The sequence below is a fragment of the Streptomyces sp. NPDC013457 genome (genome assembly GCF_043089925.1).
Classification (GTDB): domain Bacteria; phylum Actinomycetota; class Actinomycetes; order Streptomycetales; family Streptomycetaceae; genus Streptomyces.
In genome coordinates, this window is the sequence record NZ_JBICBL010000017.1 from 70,046 (window position 1) to 87,455 (window position 17,410).

10 protein-coding genes are annotated in these 17,410 nt (G+C 72.0%); 8 read left to right on the forward strand and 2 right to left on the reverse strand.

The genetic code is table 11. The features are described from left to right. Positions 1–65 precede the first annotated feature (65 nt). A complete protein-coding gene (locus ACF1G2_RS33950) occupies positions 66–1,178 on the reverse strand; it encodes a hypothetical protein (RefSeq protein WP_391802006.1) in 1,113 nt (370 codons plus the stop codon). Positions 1,179–1,508: 330 nt separating this feature from the next. Between ACF1G2_RS33950 and ACF1G2_RS33955 the strand changes: the two genes are divergently transcribed. From ACF1G2_RS33955 to ACF1G2_RS33990, 8 genes are all read left to right on the forward strand, one after another. Then, complete coding sequence (locus ACF1G2_RS33955) at positions 1,509–2,486, forward strand: hypothetical protein (protein ID WP_391802007.1); 978 nt, start codon at positions 1,509–1,511, stop codon at positions 2,484–2,486. 506 nt (positions 2,487–2,992) lie between these two features. Beyond that, entirely contained in the window at positions 2,993–4,867 is a 1,875-nt protein-coding gene (locus ACF1G2_RS33960) for an HSP90 family protein (RefSeq protein ID WP_391802008.1), read from the forward strand. Continuing rightward, on the forward strand, positions 4,868–7,879 hold the full coding sequence (locus ACF1G2_RS33965) for a tetratricopeptide repeat protein (protein ID WP_391802009.1): 3,012 nt from the start codon (positions 4,868–4,870) through the stop codon (positions 7,877–7,879). A gap of 333 nt (positions 7,880–8,212) precedes the next feature. Beyond that, positions 8,213–9,244, forward strand: a complete 1,032-nt coding sequence (gene ppk2, locus ACF1G2_RS33970) for a polyphosphate kinase 2 (RefSeq protein WP_391802036.1) — start codon at positions 8,213–8,215, stop codon at positions 9,242–9,244. A 512-nt stretch (positions 9,245–9,756) separates the two neighbouring features. Then, positions 9,757–10,851, forward strand: a complete 1,095-nt coding sequence (locus ACF1G2_RS33975) for a UDP-glucuronic acid decarboxylase family protein (RefSeq protein WP_391802010.1) — start codon at positions 9,757–9,759, stop codon at positions 10,849–10,851. A gap of 117 nt (positions 10,852–10,968) precedes the next feature. Beyond that, the gene (locus ACF1G2_RS33980) at positions 10,969–12,858 is read left to right on the forward strand and encodes a glycosyltransferase family 2 protein (RefSeq protein WP_391802011.1); all 1,890 of its coding nucleotides are present in this window, start codon (positions 10,969–10,971) and stop codon (positions 12,856–12,858) included. Between the two features lie 34 nt (positions 12,859–12,892). After that, a complete protein-coding gene (galE, locus tag ACF1G2_RS33985; protein ID WP_391802012.1) occupies positions 12,893–13,915 on the forward strand; it encodes a UDP-glucose 4-epimerase GalE in 1,023 nt (340 codons plus the stop codon). Between the two features lie 45 nt (positions 13,916–13,960). Beyond that, entirely contained in the window at positions 13,961–15,397 is a 1,437-nt protein-coding gene (locus ACF1G2_RS33990) for a UDP-glucose dehydrogenase family protein (RefSeq protein ID WP_391802013.1), read from the forward strand. 314 nt (positions 15,398–15,711) lie between these two features. On the opposite strand, the gene ACF1G2_RS33995 is transcribed toward ACF1G2_RS33990, so the two are convergent. Further along, complete coding sequence (locus ACF1G2_RS33995; protein ID WP_391802014.1) at positions 15,712–17,388, reverse strand: right-handed parallel beta-helix repeat-containing protein; 1,677 nt, start codon at positions 17,386–17,388, stop codon at positions 15,712–15,714. Between the last annotated feature and the right edge of the window lie 22 nt (positions 17,389–17,410).

Sequence of the window (17,410 nt, forward strand, 5' to 3'; positions counted from 1 at the left end):
GGGCGCGCGATGAGGTCGAGTGGAAAGGGAGGCTTCGCGTGCCGTCCGCGGATCGGTGCCTGTGGTCAACGGACGATGCCGTGGGTCCGGGGTGCCGGCGTGGGGCGGGTGCGGGAGAGTTTCGCGGCGGTTCCGCGAGCGTTCTCGAAGGCCACGACCGCGTTGCCGTCCTTCCGCCACGGCGGGGCTCCGCACCACGGTCCGATCTGGCGGAACTGCTCCAGGGCGCCCGCGTACAGCATCGATCTCAGCATGCGGTGGGCCAGGAGGTGCCGCAGGAGCGGCAGACGCTCGTCGTCGGGCGCGACCTGGTCGAACGAGACGGCGACCCGCTTGAGCATGTTCCTGGACCACGGAGTGACGGGCACGGACTCGAAGGAGGACCGCTCGGTGAGTTCATCGAGCGCGTGCAGGTAGATACCGGCGAGCGGGCTGCCGACCGGGGCCTTGCGGACCGCCTGACGGGCGAACCGCATCATGCGCCGGTCGCTGCCGAACCACTTGGCGCACCAGTACTGGAGAGCCTGCCAGTGTCCTTCGTAGTGGTGCGGCGCGCGGGCGACGAGCCCGTCCCAGAGCGGCCTGAACTGCGCCCGGCGGTACTGGGCACCGCGTGCCGCCGTGATCATGACGACCCACGGGCCCGGGTTCGCGGGGTCGAGCAGTGCCGCCTTCCGCGCCTCCTCGATCGCGGCCGGGAGCAGTGCCTTGAAACGTTCCATGTCCGAGGTCATGACCTCGTGGGCGTACCCGCTGCCCCGGATCGCCCACGCGCGGTGGACCATCAGGCTCGCGTTGAGCGTCGCGGCGTCGCAGTTGTCCGGCTCGGCGCTGCGCCAGGCGTCGAGCCAGGCGGAGTCCTCCTCAGCGACATGCTGGAGGAGCTCGAGCCGGGTCCAGCGCTCGTCCCAGTCCTCGCCCGCCTCGCCGACGTAGCGCGCGGCGGTCTTCCAGTTCCCCTGCCAGGCGGCGTCCGCTACGGCCTGCCGCTCCTCCTGACGGTGCTCCGCCGGCGGCGGGCCGGGGCGTCGGGAGTCGAGTGCCTCGCGGGGCGGAAGCCCGAAGTCGGTGGCGACGAAGTGCTCCGCGACCCAGGTGGTGGCGCGATGGGGGCTGACCAGGACGCGGTAGAGCCCGCCGAGGAGCACCGCGAGCACGGCGCCGAGGAAGAGTGTCACGGCGGGAGATCATTCCCGACCCGATCACTCTCCGCAATAGTTCAGGCCAACGAAAAGGGGAGGTCAGAGTCCAGGAGGCAGGCTGCCCTCCTCGGCGGCCGAGCGTGCGGTGACCGTGAGCGAGCGCATCACGCAACCCCGCGGCAGCGCTCCGTCCACGGTTCGCGCACGGTTCGGACGCGACTCGCGGACAGCCGGATCACGCCGCACTTGAGCGCACCCGTCATCGCCTGGATACAGGTGTGCGATTGTCGGCCGCGCGTGATAGTCACTACACCCACGGGTGGGGTGATCATCAACCACCTGTGCGCTACAGCAAGGGGTGGGAATATGGCGTTGCTCCGGGACTTGGGGAACACGCTGGGACGATGGACGGGCAGGCCCGTCGCGCACGTCGACAAGGACTCCGGCGATCCGGACGCCCGGCGCGTCCGCGTGGCCGCCGAGGCCGCGGACTGGACGACCGTACGGGACGTGCTCGACGCACGGCCCGAGAGTGAGGACCGGACGGGCCTGCTGTGGGCCGTCGGCGACGTCGCCGGCACGGAACGGTGGATCGCGGACGTCGTGGCGGCGGACCCCCAGGCCCCACTGCCGCGGCTGGTGGCTGCCGTTCGCCACATCAGCTGGGCCTGGGAGGCCCGGACCGGCGCCCGTGCCTCACAGGTGTCCCGCGAGCAGTTCCAGCTCTTCCACGACCGGCTGGCCACGGCCGAAACGTGGCTCTACGAGGTCGCCGAGCGCGAACCCGGCTGGACCTCACCCTGGTACGGCCTCCAGGTCACCGGCCGGGGGCTCCAGGTCGAGCGGGACGTGGCACGGCGTCGCTTCGAGGCGACCGTACGCCGCGACCGCCATCACCTGGGCGCACACCTGCAGCGGTTGCAGCAGGTCTGTGAAACGTGGAGCGGCTCCCACGAGGAGATGCACTCGTTCGCTCGCGCCTCGGTCTCCGCGGCGCCCGGCGGGACGCTCCTCGGCCAGCTCGTCGCCGTCGCGCACCTGGAGCACTGGCTGGCTCTCGACTCCGGCGCCGACGCCCGCTACATCACGCGCCACGAGGTGGTCGACTCGCTCAACGAGGCGGCCGACCACTCGATCCGGCATCCGGACTTCGTACGGGGACACGGCTGGCTCCAGGTCTACAACACCTTCGCCATGGCGTTCTCGCTGGCGGGCGACGTCGCCTCCGCGCGCGAGTGCTTCCGGGCCACGGAGGGACGGGTCACCGAGTTTCCCTGGTACTACCTCGACGGCTCCGACCCGGCCAAGGCGTACAAGAAGTACCGCGCCTACACCGGAGGCTGACCCGAGCGGGACTGGCACGGGTCGGTCGGGGACCGGGAGGAAGCCGGGTGCGGGAGCGGAGCCCCCGCTCCCACGGCACGCCGCCCCGGAGCCCGGGGGTCCTCCGGCGGACCTCGCCACGCACGCCGTCGGATACGACGCTCCGCGCGGCGCACGGGCCGTGTCCCGGGCCGCGCACCAGGCGGGTTCGAGCTCACCCACGGTCTGAATCCCAGGCCTTTCGTAGCCCGAGTCCCAGCCGCTACAGCCCGGACGCCACGCCGCCCGCAGCCCGGGCCGACGACAGCCCCCCGCGTGCAGCACCCAGTTCGGCCCCGCCCCATCCGTGCGCCGTTCTGCCCGGTCGTCCGGGACAGCGCCTCCTGACGCACACATCATCCGTTCACCGCGACCGCCCGCCCCACCCCGCAAGCCCGGCCCACCGCCCCAACCCGCCCGCACGACACACCCGATCACACCCCCGCCGCGCCACCGAGCGGCGGGCACGCACCGAAGGACCGCCCCAGGTGTTCCAGACTCCCGAGACCTCCCCGACCGCCCACGCCTTCCAAGTGGATCTGCGCGGCCTGGTCGACCTGCTCTCCCACCACCTCTACTCCAGCCCCCGGGTCTATCTGCGCGAGCTGCTGCAGAACGCGGTCGACGCCATCACGGCCCGACAGGCCCTCACGCCCGACGCCGCCGGCGCGATCACCGTGCGCACCGGGGAGACCCTGACCATCACGGACACCGGCATCGGCCTGTCCGAGGCCGACGTGCACCGGTTCCTCGCCACCATCGGACGCAGCTCCAAGCGGACCGTGGACGGCTCGCTCGACGGCGCGGGACTCGACGCGGCGCGCGGCGAGTTCATCGGCCAGTTCGGCATCGGCCTGCTCGCCTGCTTCGTCGTCGCCGACGAGATCACCGTGCTGAGCCGGTCCGCCGCCGACCCGGGCGCGCCGACGGTCGAATGGCGGGGCCACTCCGACGGCCGCTACACCATCCGCACCCTGCCGTCCGCGACGCTTCCCGAGCCCGGCACCACCGTGACGCTCGTCCCGCGCGCCGACAACGCCGAATGGACCACTCCCCAGCGGGTCATCTCCCTCGCCCGGCACTACGGCGGACTCCTGCGCCACGACGTCACCGTCATCGACACGCGTGGCGAGAGCCACCGGATCAACGCGGCGCCGCCGTGGGAACAGACGCATCGTTCCCCGCTCGCCAAGCGGGAGGCCTACACCGCGTACTGCCGCGAGCTCTTCGACTTCGCCCCGCTCGACACCATCGAGCTGGACCTGCCGGCAGCCGGCCTGCGCGGTGTCGCCTACGTCCTGCCGACGGCGGTCAGCCCGGCCCAGCGCGCAGGGCACCGCGTCCACCTCAAGGGCATGCTCCTCACCGACCAGGCTCCCGAACTGCTCCCCGAATGGGCGTTCTTCGTCCGCTGCGTCGTCGACACCACCAGCCTGCGACCGACCGCCTCCCGCGAGTCGCTGTACGAGGACGGCACGCTGTCCGCAGTGCGGGATGCCCTCGGTGACCGGATCCGCGAGTGGATCACCGGACTCGCCGCTCGTGACCCCGCTCTCCTGCACCGCTTCATCGACACCCACCACCTCGCGGTCAAGGCGCTCGCCCGCCACGACGACGAGCTGCTGCGCATCGTGCTTCCCTGGCTGCCGTTCGAGACCACCGACGGCAACGTCACCCTGGAGGAGTTCGCCCGGACGCACCCCACGCTCCTGGTGACCCGGAGCGTCGAGGAGTTCCGCCAGGTCGCGCCGATCGCCTCGGCGGCCGGACTCGGCGTCGTCAACGGCGGCTACACATACGACCGCGATCTCGTCCACCGGCTGCCCGAGGTCAGGCCCGGCACCACGGTCGTCGACCTCGACCCGACCACCGTCACCGCGCACCTCGACGCAGTCGCCCCCGGCGCCGAGCTGCGGGCCGCCGCGTTCCTCGCGGTCGCCCGCGAGACGATCGGCGTCCACGACTGCGACGTCGTCCTGCGCGACTTCCAGCCCGTCACCGCCCCCGCCCTGCTCCTCGACAACCGCGACGCCCGGCATGAACGGACGCGATCGAGCCTCGCCGCCGACAGCGACGGCCTGTGGGGCGACATCCTCAACTCCCTCCGCGACGAGACCCCGCGCGCCCAGCTCGTCCTGAACCACCTCAACCCGCTGGTCCGTCAGGCCCTCACGATCGACGAGCACGGTCTCGCGGTCGCCACCGCCGAAGCCCTGTACGGCCAGGCGCTGCTGCTCAGCCGACGTCCACTGCGCGCCGGCGAGAGCGCCCTGCTCAACCGGGCCTTCATCGGCCTGCTCACCCACGCCATGCACCAGCCCGGCGAGGCGACCCCCGGCTCCGAGCCCCGGAAGGAACTGTAAATGCTGGACACCCCCGAGGCGGTCGTCGAGGCGCTCCGCGAGAACCACGAGCGCCCCCATGGACTGGCGCGCACCGTCACCGCCGAGGAACTCGTCGAGGCCGCCGAAGTTTTCGAGAAGTCCGACGTGCTCGTCACCGCGCTCCTGGAACTCATGACGGCGTACGAGTCCACCGGCGAGCACCGCAAGTCGCCCGTCGTCTTCGCCCGCATCCTCAAGCTGTGGGACGGCACCTCCGAGTCCTTCAGCCCCTACGAGGCCCACCAGGTCTTCTGGCGCTTCAAGTGGGTGACCACGTCGCTGTTGCAGGTGCCCGAGGTGCCCCTGGCGTCGATCGGCGGCTGGATCGACCAGATGCGCAGCCGGTACGAGGCCGCCGACCACGCCGTCCAGCCCGTGGCGGCCATGCGTTACCACCTTGCGCAGCACACCGGCAGCGGCGTCGCCGACGCGTACGAGCTCTGGGCCACCCGTTCCCGGACCGACCTCAGCGACTGCGAGGCCTGCGAGACCCGGCACCACGCCTGGCACCACCTCGCCCAGGGCGACGACACCGCGGCCCTCGACATCTGGCGGCCGGTCCTCGACCGCGAGCAGGGATGCACCGAGGAACCGCAGATGAGCCAGGCCCGGGCGCTGCTCCCGCTGCTGCGCGCAGGACGCACCGACGAGGCGCGCTCCCACCACCTCACCGGCTACCGGAAGGTGCGGGGCACCACCGGCATGCAGGCCGAAGTCGGCTACCACCTCGAGTTCTGCGCCCATTCCCGCAACGAAGGCCGCGGCCTGGAGATCCTGGCGGAGAACCGGCCCCTCTTCGAGGCGAAGGGCGCCCCGCTCGACCACCTGAACTTCCTCACCGGCGCGGAGGTGCTCATCGCCCGGCTCGTCGAGGCCGGCCACGACGACACCGCCGTCGCCGGTCCGCCCGGCCGCGCCTGGACCGCCGCCGAGCTCCTCACGCACGTTCACCGGGAGGCCGAACTCCTCGCCACGGCCTTCGACACCCGTAACGGCACCACGGCCGTCGGCGACCGCCGGCGGGCCCGGCTCGCCCTGGCCCCGCTGCTCGACGAGCCCCTGCCGCTCGGTCTGCGCGCGACGGCGGCTCGCACGGCGTCGGCCGGCGCCGCGCCCGCCCCCGCCCCCGCCCCCGCACGAATCGGAATCCCCGACGACTTCGCCGCCCTGGTGCGCGAGGCCCGCCGCCTGGCACGGGACGGCCACCCCGGCGACAGCAGGCTCTGGACGTGCGTCGCCGAACGCCTCGCCGACGCCGCCGAGCCGTACGACGACACTCTCGGCCCCGAAGACCTCCTGGCCGCGGAGCTCGCCGAACACAGGGCACAGCAGCTCTGGTTCAAGGATCGCCACGTGAGCGGAGCCGCCGAACTGGACACGGCCGTACGGCACTTCGAGCGGCTGGACATGCCCTGGCACGCGCTCGCCGCCAAGGCCCGCTCTCGCGCGTGGACGACCGCCCCGGGCTCCCGCGACGGTGACGGGGCCGCCCCCGACCTCGCCGCGATCCGGACCGCCCTCGACGACATGCTCCGCGAGGCGGACAAGCTGGTCACCTCGACGCCCTTCGACGCCGAGCCCCTCGGGGAGGCCGAGGCCGCCTTCGGCACCGACCTGCGCGCCGAACGCATCCTCGCGTACCTCTCCCTCCACTACTCGGTGGCCTTCGCCGCACACCAGGAGCTGCACGCCGCGCTCGCCCGCGGGGAGGAGGATCCGGAGGGCATGGACGACGTCGACAGCCTCACCGAGCGGTTCGAGAGGAGCGTCGACACCCTCTGCTCCGAGGCGTCCCGCCTCGGGCACCCCCAGCAGGCCGCCACCGCACGTCAGTTCCGCGCCGATCTGCTGGCCCGCCGTGGCTCCCTCGCCGACGCCGAACGGGAACTCCGCACCGCCCTCCAGGAGATCGAGTCCGCCGGCCGGCCCTGGCGACGACCGCGCCCGTCCGTCCATCTCGCGCAGGTGCTCCTCACCCAGGACCGGCCCGAGGAGGCGACGGACCTGGTCCACTCCGCGATCGCCGACGCCGTCGCCCATGACGACCCCACCTTCCCGCTCGGCCCGGCGTACCTGCTGCTCGGCCACGCCGCCACACACCTCGACGACGTCAAGGGAGCCGTACGCCACCTCTCAGAGGCCGCCGCCCGTTTCGACCAGGCGGACGACCCCGGCAGTGCCGTCGAGGCGCGCCTCCAGCTCGCCGACGTCCTTGCCCGGTCCGGCCGGCCGGACGACGCCGTCGCGGTGCTGGAGTCCGCCCTCACCGACGTGCCGCCCACCGTCGACGAACGCATGCTGGCCCAGGGGCGCCTGACCCTCGGCCGCGGCCTGCGCGACCTGGAGGAGTACCTCCCGGCGGCCGAGGAACTGCTCCGTCTCGCCGACACCGTCGCGGGCTGGTCCGAGGAGGACCGTGGCGGAGTCCTCACACTGGTGGCGGCCGAAGCGGCGACCACCCTTGCCCTCGCCGAGCGCTGGGAGGCGGCGGACACGGCGTACGATCGCGCCCTCGTCGCCCACGCCGAGGCCCCCAACCCCCCGCTCATCACCCTGATGATGCGGGAGTTCGCCCGCCTCACCCTCCAGACCCGCGACGGCGAGGGCACCGAGGCGGCATTGCAGCACCTGGCCCGCGCCGACGCCGTCCTCGCCGACCTGCCCTCCGGCGAGCAGGACTTCGCGGTCTGGTACGAACGAGGCGAGAACCACTACCGCCGCGCCCGGATCCTCTCCGAGGCGGGTCGCTTCGACGAGGCCCTCCCGGAGGCCGAGGCCGCCATCGCCGCACACGAGGAGGGCGGCGAACGGGGCGAACTCCCACGTGCCGAGGCGGTCCGCCTCGCGGCCCTGATCGAAGGCAACGGCCTCGACCGCGCCGCCGACGCCGTCGTCCGTCTGACCGCTGCCTCGGCCCGCTGCCGGCAGGCGGGCCACCCCGAGGCGGCCCACGTCCTGGACACCCTCTGCCAGGACCTCCGCACCCGCTGAGTGACGGCAGGACGACGAAGGGGGCGGCGCACCGGTCCGGATGCCGGTGCGCCGCCCCCTTCCGGGACGAAACCGGCCTCGGGAGCGTGCCCCGCGGCGCACCGCCTCCACGCGGCCGGCTCAGATCCGAGCGACGCCGGCGGTCGGCGGGTCGCGCCGGAGAGGCGCATGTTCCACCGCCTCCGCCGCCCTGACCGTCGAGACCGCCCGCGATCTGCGTGCCCGGTCCCACCGTGGACCCGCCGTGGACCGTACCGAGACCGGCGCGTCGTGACTCCCGTGGGCACTGGGACGGTAGCGACGGGCGAGACGGGGTATACGACCTGCGTGAGTATGGAGGGACGGCGCGGGCCAGAACCGCAGGAGGCGTTGCTCGAGGGCTTGAGCGTGGACGCGAGCCGGCCCGAGCAGCCAGTGCTGCTGGACGGGGCCGGAAAGCCCATCCGCACCTGGCGGGAGAACTACCCCTATGAGCGCAAGATCCGGCGCGCCGAGTACGAGCGGGCCAAGCGGATCCTCCAGATCGAGCTGCTGAAACTCCAGCGCTGGGCCAAGGACACCGGAGCACGGCTCGTCGTGATCTGCGAAGGCCGTGACGCCGCAGGCAAGGGCGGCACGATCCAGCGCTTCACCGAACGCCTCAACCCCCGCGGCGCCCGCATCGTCGCCCTCGACAAGCCGAGTGAGCGGGAGACGGGCCAGTGGTACTTCCAGCGCTACGTCGCCCACCTGCCCGGCCCTGGGGAGATCGTCTTCTTCGACCGCTCCTGGTACAACCGCGCGGGTGTGGAGAAGGTCATGGGCTTCTGCACCGACGACCAGTACAAGCTCTTCCTCAACCAGTGTCCGGCCTTCGAGGCGATGCTCATCGAGGACGGCATCCTGCTGGTCAAGTTCTGGTTCTCCGTCTCCCGGGCCGAACAGCGCACCCGTTTCGCCATCCGCCAGGTCGATCCCGTGCGCCAGTGGAAACTCTCACCCACCGACCTGGCTTCGCTGGACCTGTGGGACGCCTACACCACCGCCAAGGTGGACATGTTCCGTGCCACCGACACCGCCCATGCCCCCTGGACCGTGGTGAAGAGCAACGACAAGCGACGTGCACGCCTGGAGGCGATGCGCAGCCTGTTGTGGCGGATCGGCTACGCCAACAAGGACGAGGCGGCGGTCGGCCGCCCGGACCCCTTGATCGCAGGGGCCGCCGCCACCCTCCTCGAAGCCGGTGAGGACTCTGCCGACCTCTCCCCCACGCCCCTGGCCGGTCTGACCGTCGGCCCCGGCCACCACCCTTCCCAGGCCACCGGCCCCTCGGCTTCCGGCCCTCCGCCGCAGGAGGGCGATCCCTCCGATCGAACCTCTCCCTGACCAGGACGACGGGCGAGCACGGAGCGAAGATCTTCCGCGGCGGTGTGCCTCCGCTCACGCCGTTTCCACCTGAATCCCCGGCGCCAGGGCCCGGCCACGGCTCCGCCTCTTGGATTCACCCGCTTTCGGGGCACACATGATTGCCTCTCGCGGACTCCATCCCCGGAAAGCATCCGGAGCGGTGGGGATCATCGACGTGGCGTGCCATTGAGTTGTCTCCGAGGGTGGCCTCGGACGCCGATGCAGACACGTGCGGGTGACACCGTCCTATTGCGCCGTTCGACATACGGCATAAGCGCGAACTAGTCGGTGGAGGCGCATACTCCCCGGCGACCGACCCGCCGATCAGCCCAGCTCACGAGTCACTCCGCAAAAATGACTACGTATGCCCATACTCTCGTTCTACATCTTCCGGGATGGCTCGGCTTTCCGAACAGTCAGGCCATTCTGGCATTCGATTGTAAGCGCGAGCGGATCTAGAGGTTGTTCCGCTTCTCATTCCTGGAGAACACATGCGCGTTGCCGTGACCGGTGGCGGTGGTTTCCTTGGCTCACACCTCTGCGAGGCGCTTCTACGGCGCGGCGACTCCGTGGTGTGCCTCGACAATTTCTCGACGGGCGACCCGGAAAACATCGCCCATCTCGTGGCCCACCCGGCCTTCGAGTTCCAGCACGCCGACGTGAGCGTGTCCGTGAAGGTCGCCGGCCACATCGACGCCGTCGCCCACCTGGCCTCCCCGGCCTCCCCTCCCGACTATCTGCGCCACCCTCTGGAGACGCTCGCGGTCGGGAGCCGCGGCACCGAGAACGCCCTTCGCCTGGCCATGCGTCACGGCGCGCGCTTCATCCTCGCGTCGACGAGCGAGATCTACGGCGATCCGATGGTCCACCCGCAGGAGGAGACGTACTGGGGCAACGTCAACTCGATCGGCCCGCGCAGCGTCTACGACGAGGCGAAACGATACGCCGAGGCGGTCTCCGCCGCGTACCGCCGCACGCACGGAGTGGACGTCGGCATCGCCCGGATCTTCAACACCTACGGGCCCCGCATGCGCCCCCACGACGGTCGTGTGGTGTCCAGCTTCATCACCCAGGCCCTGACGGGCGAGCCGCTCACCATCTACGGCGACGGCGGCCAGACCCGCAGCTTCTGCTACGTCGACGACCTGGTCCGCGGCCTGGTCGCGCTGCTCGACTCCTCCGAACTCGGACCCTTCAACCTCGGGAACCCTGTCGAGCGCACCGTCTCCGAACTCGCGGACATCGTGCTGGAGATGACCGGCTCGGCATCCGAGGTGAAGCACCACCCGCTGCCGGTCGACGACCCGGTCCGTCGCCGCCCGGTCATCACCCGCGCCCGCGAGGTACTGGGCTGGGAGCCGGAGATCGACATCACCGAGGGCCTGCGTCGCACGGTCGCGTACTTCGCCTCCCACATGGACCGCCTCGCCGCCTCGGCCGCGTCGATCCGCGGCGGCCAGGACGAGACGGTGCCACTGGCCGCGGCGACGCCGGCGCCCCTCACACCGCAGACGATCCCCGGTCCGGCCGGCACTCCCACCGGCGTCGCGTCCTCCGCCCCCGGGGCCCCTGTCGCGGGTGGCTGATCCACGCGCCGCGGCGGGCCTTCCGCCGGTCCCGCCGCGGCCCTGAGTCCGTCGATCCTGCTCCCCCGGGCTCCCCCGTGCTCCCACCCCGTCGCACCGCCTGGAGAACCTGCTGCCATGACGTCCTTGGAGCAAGGTCCCGCCCACGGGACCGGCACCGCCCTGGAACCCCCGCTCCCCTCACCGGCTCCCGGCTCACCGGCGGAGTGGGAGACGCTGGGGGCGGAGATCCACGCCCTGTCGAACGGCGCGGTCGCCTCCATCGGCCCGGACGGCCCTGTCCTCGCGCTCCCGGCGCGCGGGCTCGTCCCTCGCCCGTCCAGCTTCGTCCGGGCGTTCTCGCGCCCCGACCGCTTCCTGGTCGCGCTGCTGTCCCTCGGCTGGATCGCCTGCCTGGTCTGGTTCTGGGTCTGGTGGCTCGAACCCTCCCACCGCATCGGTTGGACGGGCCTGATCATCAACAGCGCCCTCCTGCTGTACCTGACCTATCTCCCGGTGCATTTCCTCGTCGCGCTGCTGCGGATTCGACGCTTCGACCCGACCGTCCAGGTGCCCCCGCTCCGCACCGCGTTCGTGGTCACCCGGGCCCCGTCCGAGGGCTGGGACGTCGCCCGCCGCACCCTGGAGGCCATGGTCGCCCAGGACTTCCCGCACCGCTACGACGTCTGGCTCTGCGACGAGGACCCCAGCGAGGAGATCCTCCATTGGTGCCGCACCCATGACGTGAACGTCTCCTGCCGGCGTGGCCGCGCCGACTACCACCGGGCCGACTGGCCCCGGCGCACGCGCTGCAAGGAGGGCAACCTCGCCTTCTTCTACGACCACTGGGGTTACGAGCTGTACGACGTGGTCGCCCAGCTCGACTGCGACCACGTCCCCGGGCCCACCTACCTTTCCGAGGTCGTCCGCCCCTTCGCCGACCCGGCCGTCGGCTACACCGCGGCCCCCAGCGTCTGCGACTCCAACGCCGACGAGTCCTGGGCCGCCCGCGGACGGCTGCACCGCGAGGCCATGTTCCACGGACCCGTGCAGTTGGGCCACTCGGCAGGCCTCGCCCCGGTCTGCATCGGCTCTCACTACGCAGTCCGCACCAAGGCGCTGCGGGACATCGGCGGCGTGGGCCCCGAGCTCGCCGAGGACTTCTCCACGTCGTTCCTGCTGACCTCGGCCGGCTGGCAGGGCGCGTTCGCCATCGACGCGGACGCGCACGGCGAAGGCCCCCTCACCTTCGGCGCGATGGTCACCCAGGAATTCCAGTGGTCCCGCAGCCTGGCCGTGATGCTTCTGGGCATGCTGCCGCGCCACCTGGGCCGGATGCCTCTGAAGCTCCGCGTGCGCTTCGCCGCGGCCCTGATGTACTACCCGCTGCTCGCCGGCGCCACGATCATGGGCGTCCTCCTGCCGCCGATCGCCGCGATCACCGGCGCTCCGTGGATCGACGTCAACTACTTCGCCTTCCTGACCCACTTCTGGAGCATGTCCGTCTGGCTGATCCTGCTGACGCTGCTCTGCCGCCGCCGGGGCCTGACGCGCCCCAAGGACGCGCCCATCTTCAGCTGGGAGATCTGGCTCTTCGGGCTCTCCCGGTGGCCGTTCGTGGCCTGGGGCGTGCTGGCCGCGGTGACCCAGAAGCTGCGGCCCCGCCAGATCACCTTCAAGGTCACCCCGAAGAAGCGCGACGGCCTGGAGCCACTCCCCCTGCGCGCCGTCGCCCCGTATCTGATCATCACGGTCTTCCTGTCGGGCTCGGCCCTCGTCGGCCAGTTCACCGGCCCCGCCGTCGGTTACGTCTTCCTCTGCCTCCTCGGCTCCGCCTCGTACGCCGCGGTGACGCTGGCGATCGGCACGCTGCACGTCAGGGAGACTGCGCGAGCCACCGGCGTCCCCGCCCTCCGGGCGCTGCGCACGGCCGCGCTGCCGCTCCTCGGGGGCCTGATGTCGCTGTTCCCGCTGGGGCTCGCGGCCGTGGTCTTCCCCACCTATCTCACCGGCTTCTACGCCTGGTGACGCCCTCTGCGACCGATCGAGAAACGAGGTTCCCGTGCCCCAGACCGTCCTGGTCACCGGAGGCGCCGGCTTCATCGGCAGCCACACCTGTGTCGAGCTCCTGCGCGCCGGCCACGAGGTCGTCGTGCTCGACGACCACTCCAACAGCTCGCCCGAGGTCCTCGAACGGGTCGCGAAGATCGCGGGCCGCCCCATCGCGGCGGCCCACGTCGCGGACGTACGCGACCGGCGGGCTCTCGACACCGTGTTCACGAGCCACCCCATCGAGGCGGTGATCCACTTCGCCGCGAAGAAGGCCGTCGGCGAGTCGGTGCGGATCCCGCTCGCGTACTACGACATCAACGTCGGCGGCACGACGGCCCTGGTCTCGGCCATGCACGAGCACGGCGTGCACCGCTTGGTGTTCTCGTCGTCCTGCTCCGTCTACGGCGACGTCACCACCGTCCCGCTGACCGAGGAGTCGCCGGCGGCCCCGACCAACCCGTACGCCGCCACGAAGTGGACCTGCGAGCAGATCCTCGCGGACGTCTGCCGGCATGTGCCCGAGCTCCGGGTCCTGGCCCTGCGGTACTTCAACCCGGCCGGCGCCCATCCGACCGGACTCCTCGGCGAGGACCCGAGCGGCGTGCCGAACAACATCATGCCGTTCCTCACCCAGATCGCCGTGGGCCGCCGCGCCGAACTCAGCGTCTTCGGCGACGACTTCCCCACACCGGACGGCACCGGGATCCGCGACTACGTCCACGTGGTCGACGTCGCCGAGGGGCACCGCACCGCCCTGGACCACATCGACGACGAGCCGGGCATGCGGGTCTTCAACCTGGGGACCGGGCGCGGTGCGTCCGTCCTGGAGCTCGTGCGCACCTTCGAGGAGGTGTCGGGGCGGCCGATCCCGCACCGCGTCACCGAACGCCGCCCGGGCGACGTCGCCGAACTCGTCGCCGACCCCACGAAGGTCGCCTCGGCCTGGAACTGGACCGCCCGGCGCGATCTGGCCGCCATGTGCCGTGACGCGTGGACCTTCCAGCAGCAGAACCCGAACGGCTACGCGCCCTGACCCCTGGCGCCGTACCCCACCCGCGTTCAGACAGGAGAACACCGCATGCGGTTGACCGTCATCGGAACTGGATACCTCGGAGCTGTGCACGCCGCGTGCATGGCCGACATCGGGCACGACGTCCTCGGCGTCGACGTCGACGCCGAGAAGATCGCGGCCCTCGGCGAGGGCCGGCCCCCCTTCTACGAACCCGGCTTCGACGAAGTCCTCACCCGCGCCCTCGACTCCGGACGACTGCGCTTCGGCACCAGCCTCCGCGAGGCGGCGGCGCACGGCGAGGTCCACTTCATCTGCGTGGGCACTCCGCAGCAGGCCGGCTCCCACGCGGCCGACCTGCGGTACGTCGACGCCGTCGTCGACGGGCTCGTGCCGCACCTGCCGGCCCCGTGTCTGGTGGTCGGCAAGTCGACGGTGCCGGTGGGCACCACCTCGCGCCTGGCCGCACGTATCGAGGAACTCGTCCCGACGGGCGTACGGGTCGACCTGGCGTGGAACCCGGAGTTCCTGCGCGAGGGCTTCGCCGTCGAGGACACCCTGCGACCGGACCGGATCGTCGTCGGCACGGTCGGCCGGGAGGCGGACGAGACTCTGCGCCGGCTGTACGCTCCGATTCTGGACGCGGGCGTCCCGTACATCGGCACCGACCCGAGCACGGCCGAGCTCGTGAAGGTCGCGGCCAACTCCTTCCTCGCCACGAAGATCTCCTTCATCAACGCGATGGCCGAGGTCTGCGACGCGGCAGGCGCGGACGTGGTCACCCTCGCCGACGCCATCGGCCACGACACCCGGATCGGCCGGCGGTTCCTCAACGCCGGACTCGGCTTCGGCGGCGGCTGCCTGCCCAAGGACATCCGGGCGTTCACCGCCCGCGCCCAGGAGCTCGGCGTCGGCCCCGCGGTGGCCTTCCTGGACCAGGTCGACGAGATCAACGAACGGCAGCGGAAGCGGACCGTCGAACTCGCCCGCCAGCTCGCCGGGGGCGACCTGACCGACCGCCGCGTGACCGTCCTGGGCGCCACCTTCAAGCCGAACAGCGACGACGTGCGTGACTCGCCGGCGCTGGCGGTGGCGGCGGCGCTGCACCGGCAGGGCGCCGACATCCGGGTGCACGACCCGGAGGGCACCGTGAACGCGCGCCGCGTCCACCCGGAACTGCGCTGCGAGGCGGACCTTCTGACGGCATGCCAAGGGGCGGAGCTCGTACTGCACCTCACCGAGTGGGAGCAGTACCGCGCGCTGGATCCGGTGAAGCTGGCCCAGGTGGTCCGCAGGCCGGTCCTCGTCGACGCGCGCAACGCGCTGCCGCACGACGAGTGGCGGGCCGCCGGCTGGACCGTCAAGGCGCTCGGCCGTCCCGCGCCGGCGGACCGGCCGCCGGCCGCCCGGGCGGGGAAGCCGCTTCGGACCACGATCGCCTCGCCGGCCGTCGAGGCGAACCACCCCGACCTCCTGCCCCCGGCGCTGCCGACCGGCAGGGCCTAGAGGTACCGACCCCCAGCACGCCGACGCCGCCCCGCCCGCCCGGTCATGGACCGGGCGGGCGGGGCGGCGTCACGGCACCTCGGGCGGGCGACGACGCGTGGGCATGCGCCGGGAGGATCGAGGGGAGCCTGCGCCGGCTCCGGAGGCGTCGACGGCGCCGTCGTCGCCGGTCTCCGGGCGATCGACGGGGCCGTCCGCGCCGCGCTCGCCGGGCGATCGACGGGGCCGTCCGCGCCGCGCTCGCCGGGCGATCGACGGGGGCGTCCGCGCCGCGGTCGCCGCGACGCCCACGCCTCGGCCGGGTGGGCGGTGCGCTACTGCGCGGCGCCGGGGCGCAGAGCGTCCGGGAGCCGGTTGCCGAAGTAGTCGACGAGGCCCGCGTCGACGCCCGAGTCCTGCGGGCCCATGCTCACGGACACCTCGTCCTCACAGCGCGGCACCAGGTTCTCGGCCCCGACCGGGTCGGTGACGGGTACGGCCAGAGCGCGCAGGCACGGGTCGTCCCCGGTGCCGGTCGGCTCACCGTCGAGGAGCTCCTGGCCGGAGGCGGTTCGCCAGTCGGCGAGGTCGGTGAAGCGCCGGCTCCCCCAGCTCAGCGACCAGGGGCCCGTGCTGTGGTAGACGTTGCCCCGGAACTGGTGCGTGCTCGGGCGGTACGAGGACTCGGTGTCGATCAGGGGGCCCCCGTCGGTGGCGAGGATGTTGTCGTGGACCTTCACACCGCGCATGCCGTCGCGCAGCCGCAGAGCCGGGGGCCGGATTCCCGCCGCCTCCGCGGAGGCAAGATCCCCCGTCCGCATCACGACCGTGTTGTTGTGGATGGCCAGGTTCCTCAACCGGGAGCCGTAGGCGACGATGCCACCGTACTCCGGGAGCTTCCGCGCGTCGTCCCAGCTCATGTTGAAACGGACGACGTTGTCCCGGTGGGCGCCGGTCGCCTGTCCGGAGTAGACGAGGAACCCCGGCCCGTCGTTGCCGTAGGCGAGGTTGTACTGCACGACGGAGTGGGACACGTTGTTGTCGAGGCCGAATCCGCCGCCGTCCACCCGGGATCCGGTCCGGTTTCGGTAGGAGCGGTTGTTCTCCAGTACCACTCCGGTGGAGTCGTACACCCAGATGCCTTCGGGCCCCTCTTCGGCGTCCGCCGCGGAGCGCGCGCCGTTGTCGTGGGCCACCGAGAGCCGCACCTGCGCGTCCCGCACGCTGCCGAGGGCGATGCCGCTGCCGGTGTTGCGCCTGTCACTGCGCGGGTCGCCGGTGTTGGAGGACGCCGTGACCCGCTCGATACGCAGCCCGGAGTGCGCGTAGACCGGACTGCCCGCATCGAACTCCGGGCCGTAGAAGGCGAGTCCGGCCTCCAGATTGTGGTGCACGCTGACACCGCTGATGCGTACGTCGCTGTAGCCCGTGACGGCGTCGCCCTCCGCGCCGACGCTGATCCCGTTCTGGAAGCCCCGCGCCTCCACGTTCGCGATCCTGACGTGGGCGAGCGGCCGCTTCCCGGGACGGGTGGCACGGAAGGAGATCCCGACCCCGTCGCGCAGCGCCTTGCGGTCGCCGACCAGCGCGATGTTCCTGATCTCCACGCCCGCGGTGTCGTGCACGGTGATGCCGGAGGTTCCGCGGGGAGCGATCGTGGCGCGACCCGTTCCGTACGAGTCGATCACGACCGGACGCGCCGCGCTACCCGCCTCCCCCTCTTCGAGGGTGACGGCGCCGCGGAACCGTTCGCCGCCCTTGAGCCGGAGCCTGTCACCGGGCCGGAAGTTCGCGGTGTTCGCGTGGTCCAGGGTCTTCCATGGCTTCTCCGGCGACATGCCGTCGTTCCGGTCGTCGCCGTCCGGACTCACGTAGAAGGTGAAGGGACCGCCGCTCACGGGGCGGGCGGGCCGGTAGACCCCCGGCACGTCGCACCCCGTGAGCAGCAGGAGCACCAAGGCCGAGACTCCCGCCGCGGCCCTCGTCGTCCGGCACCGTGTCACCGCGTTCACCCGCACCCCCTGAGGGACGTTC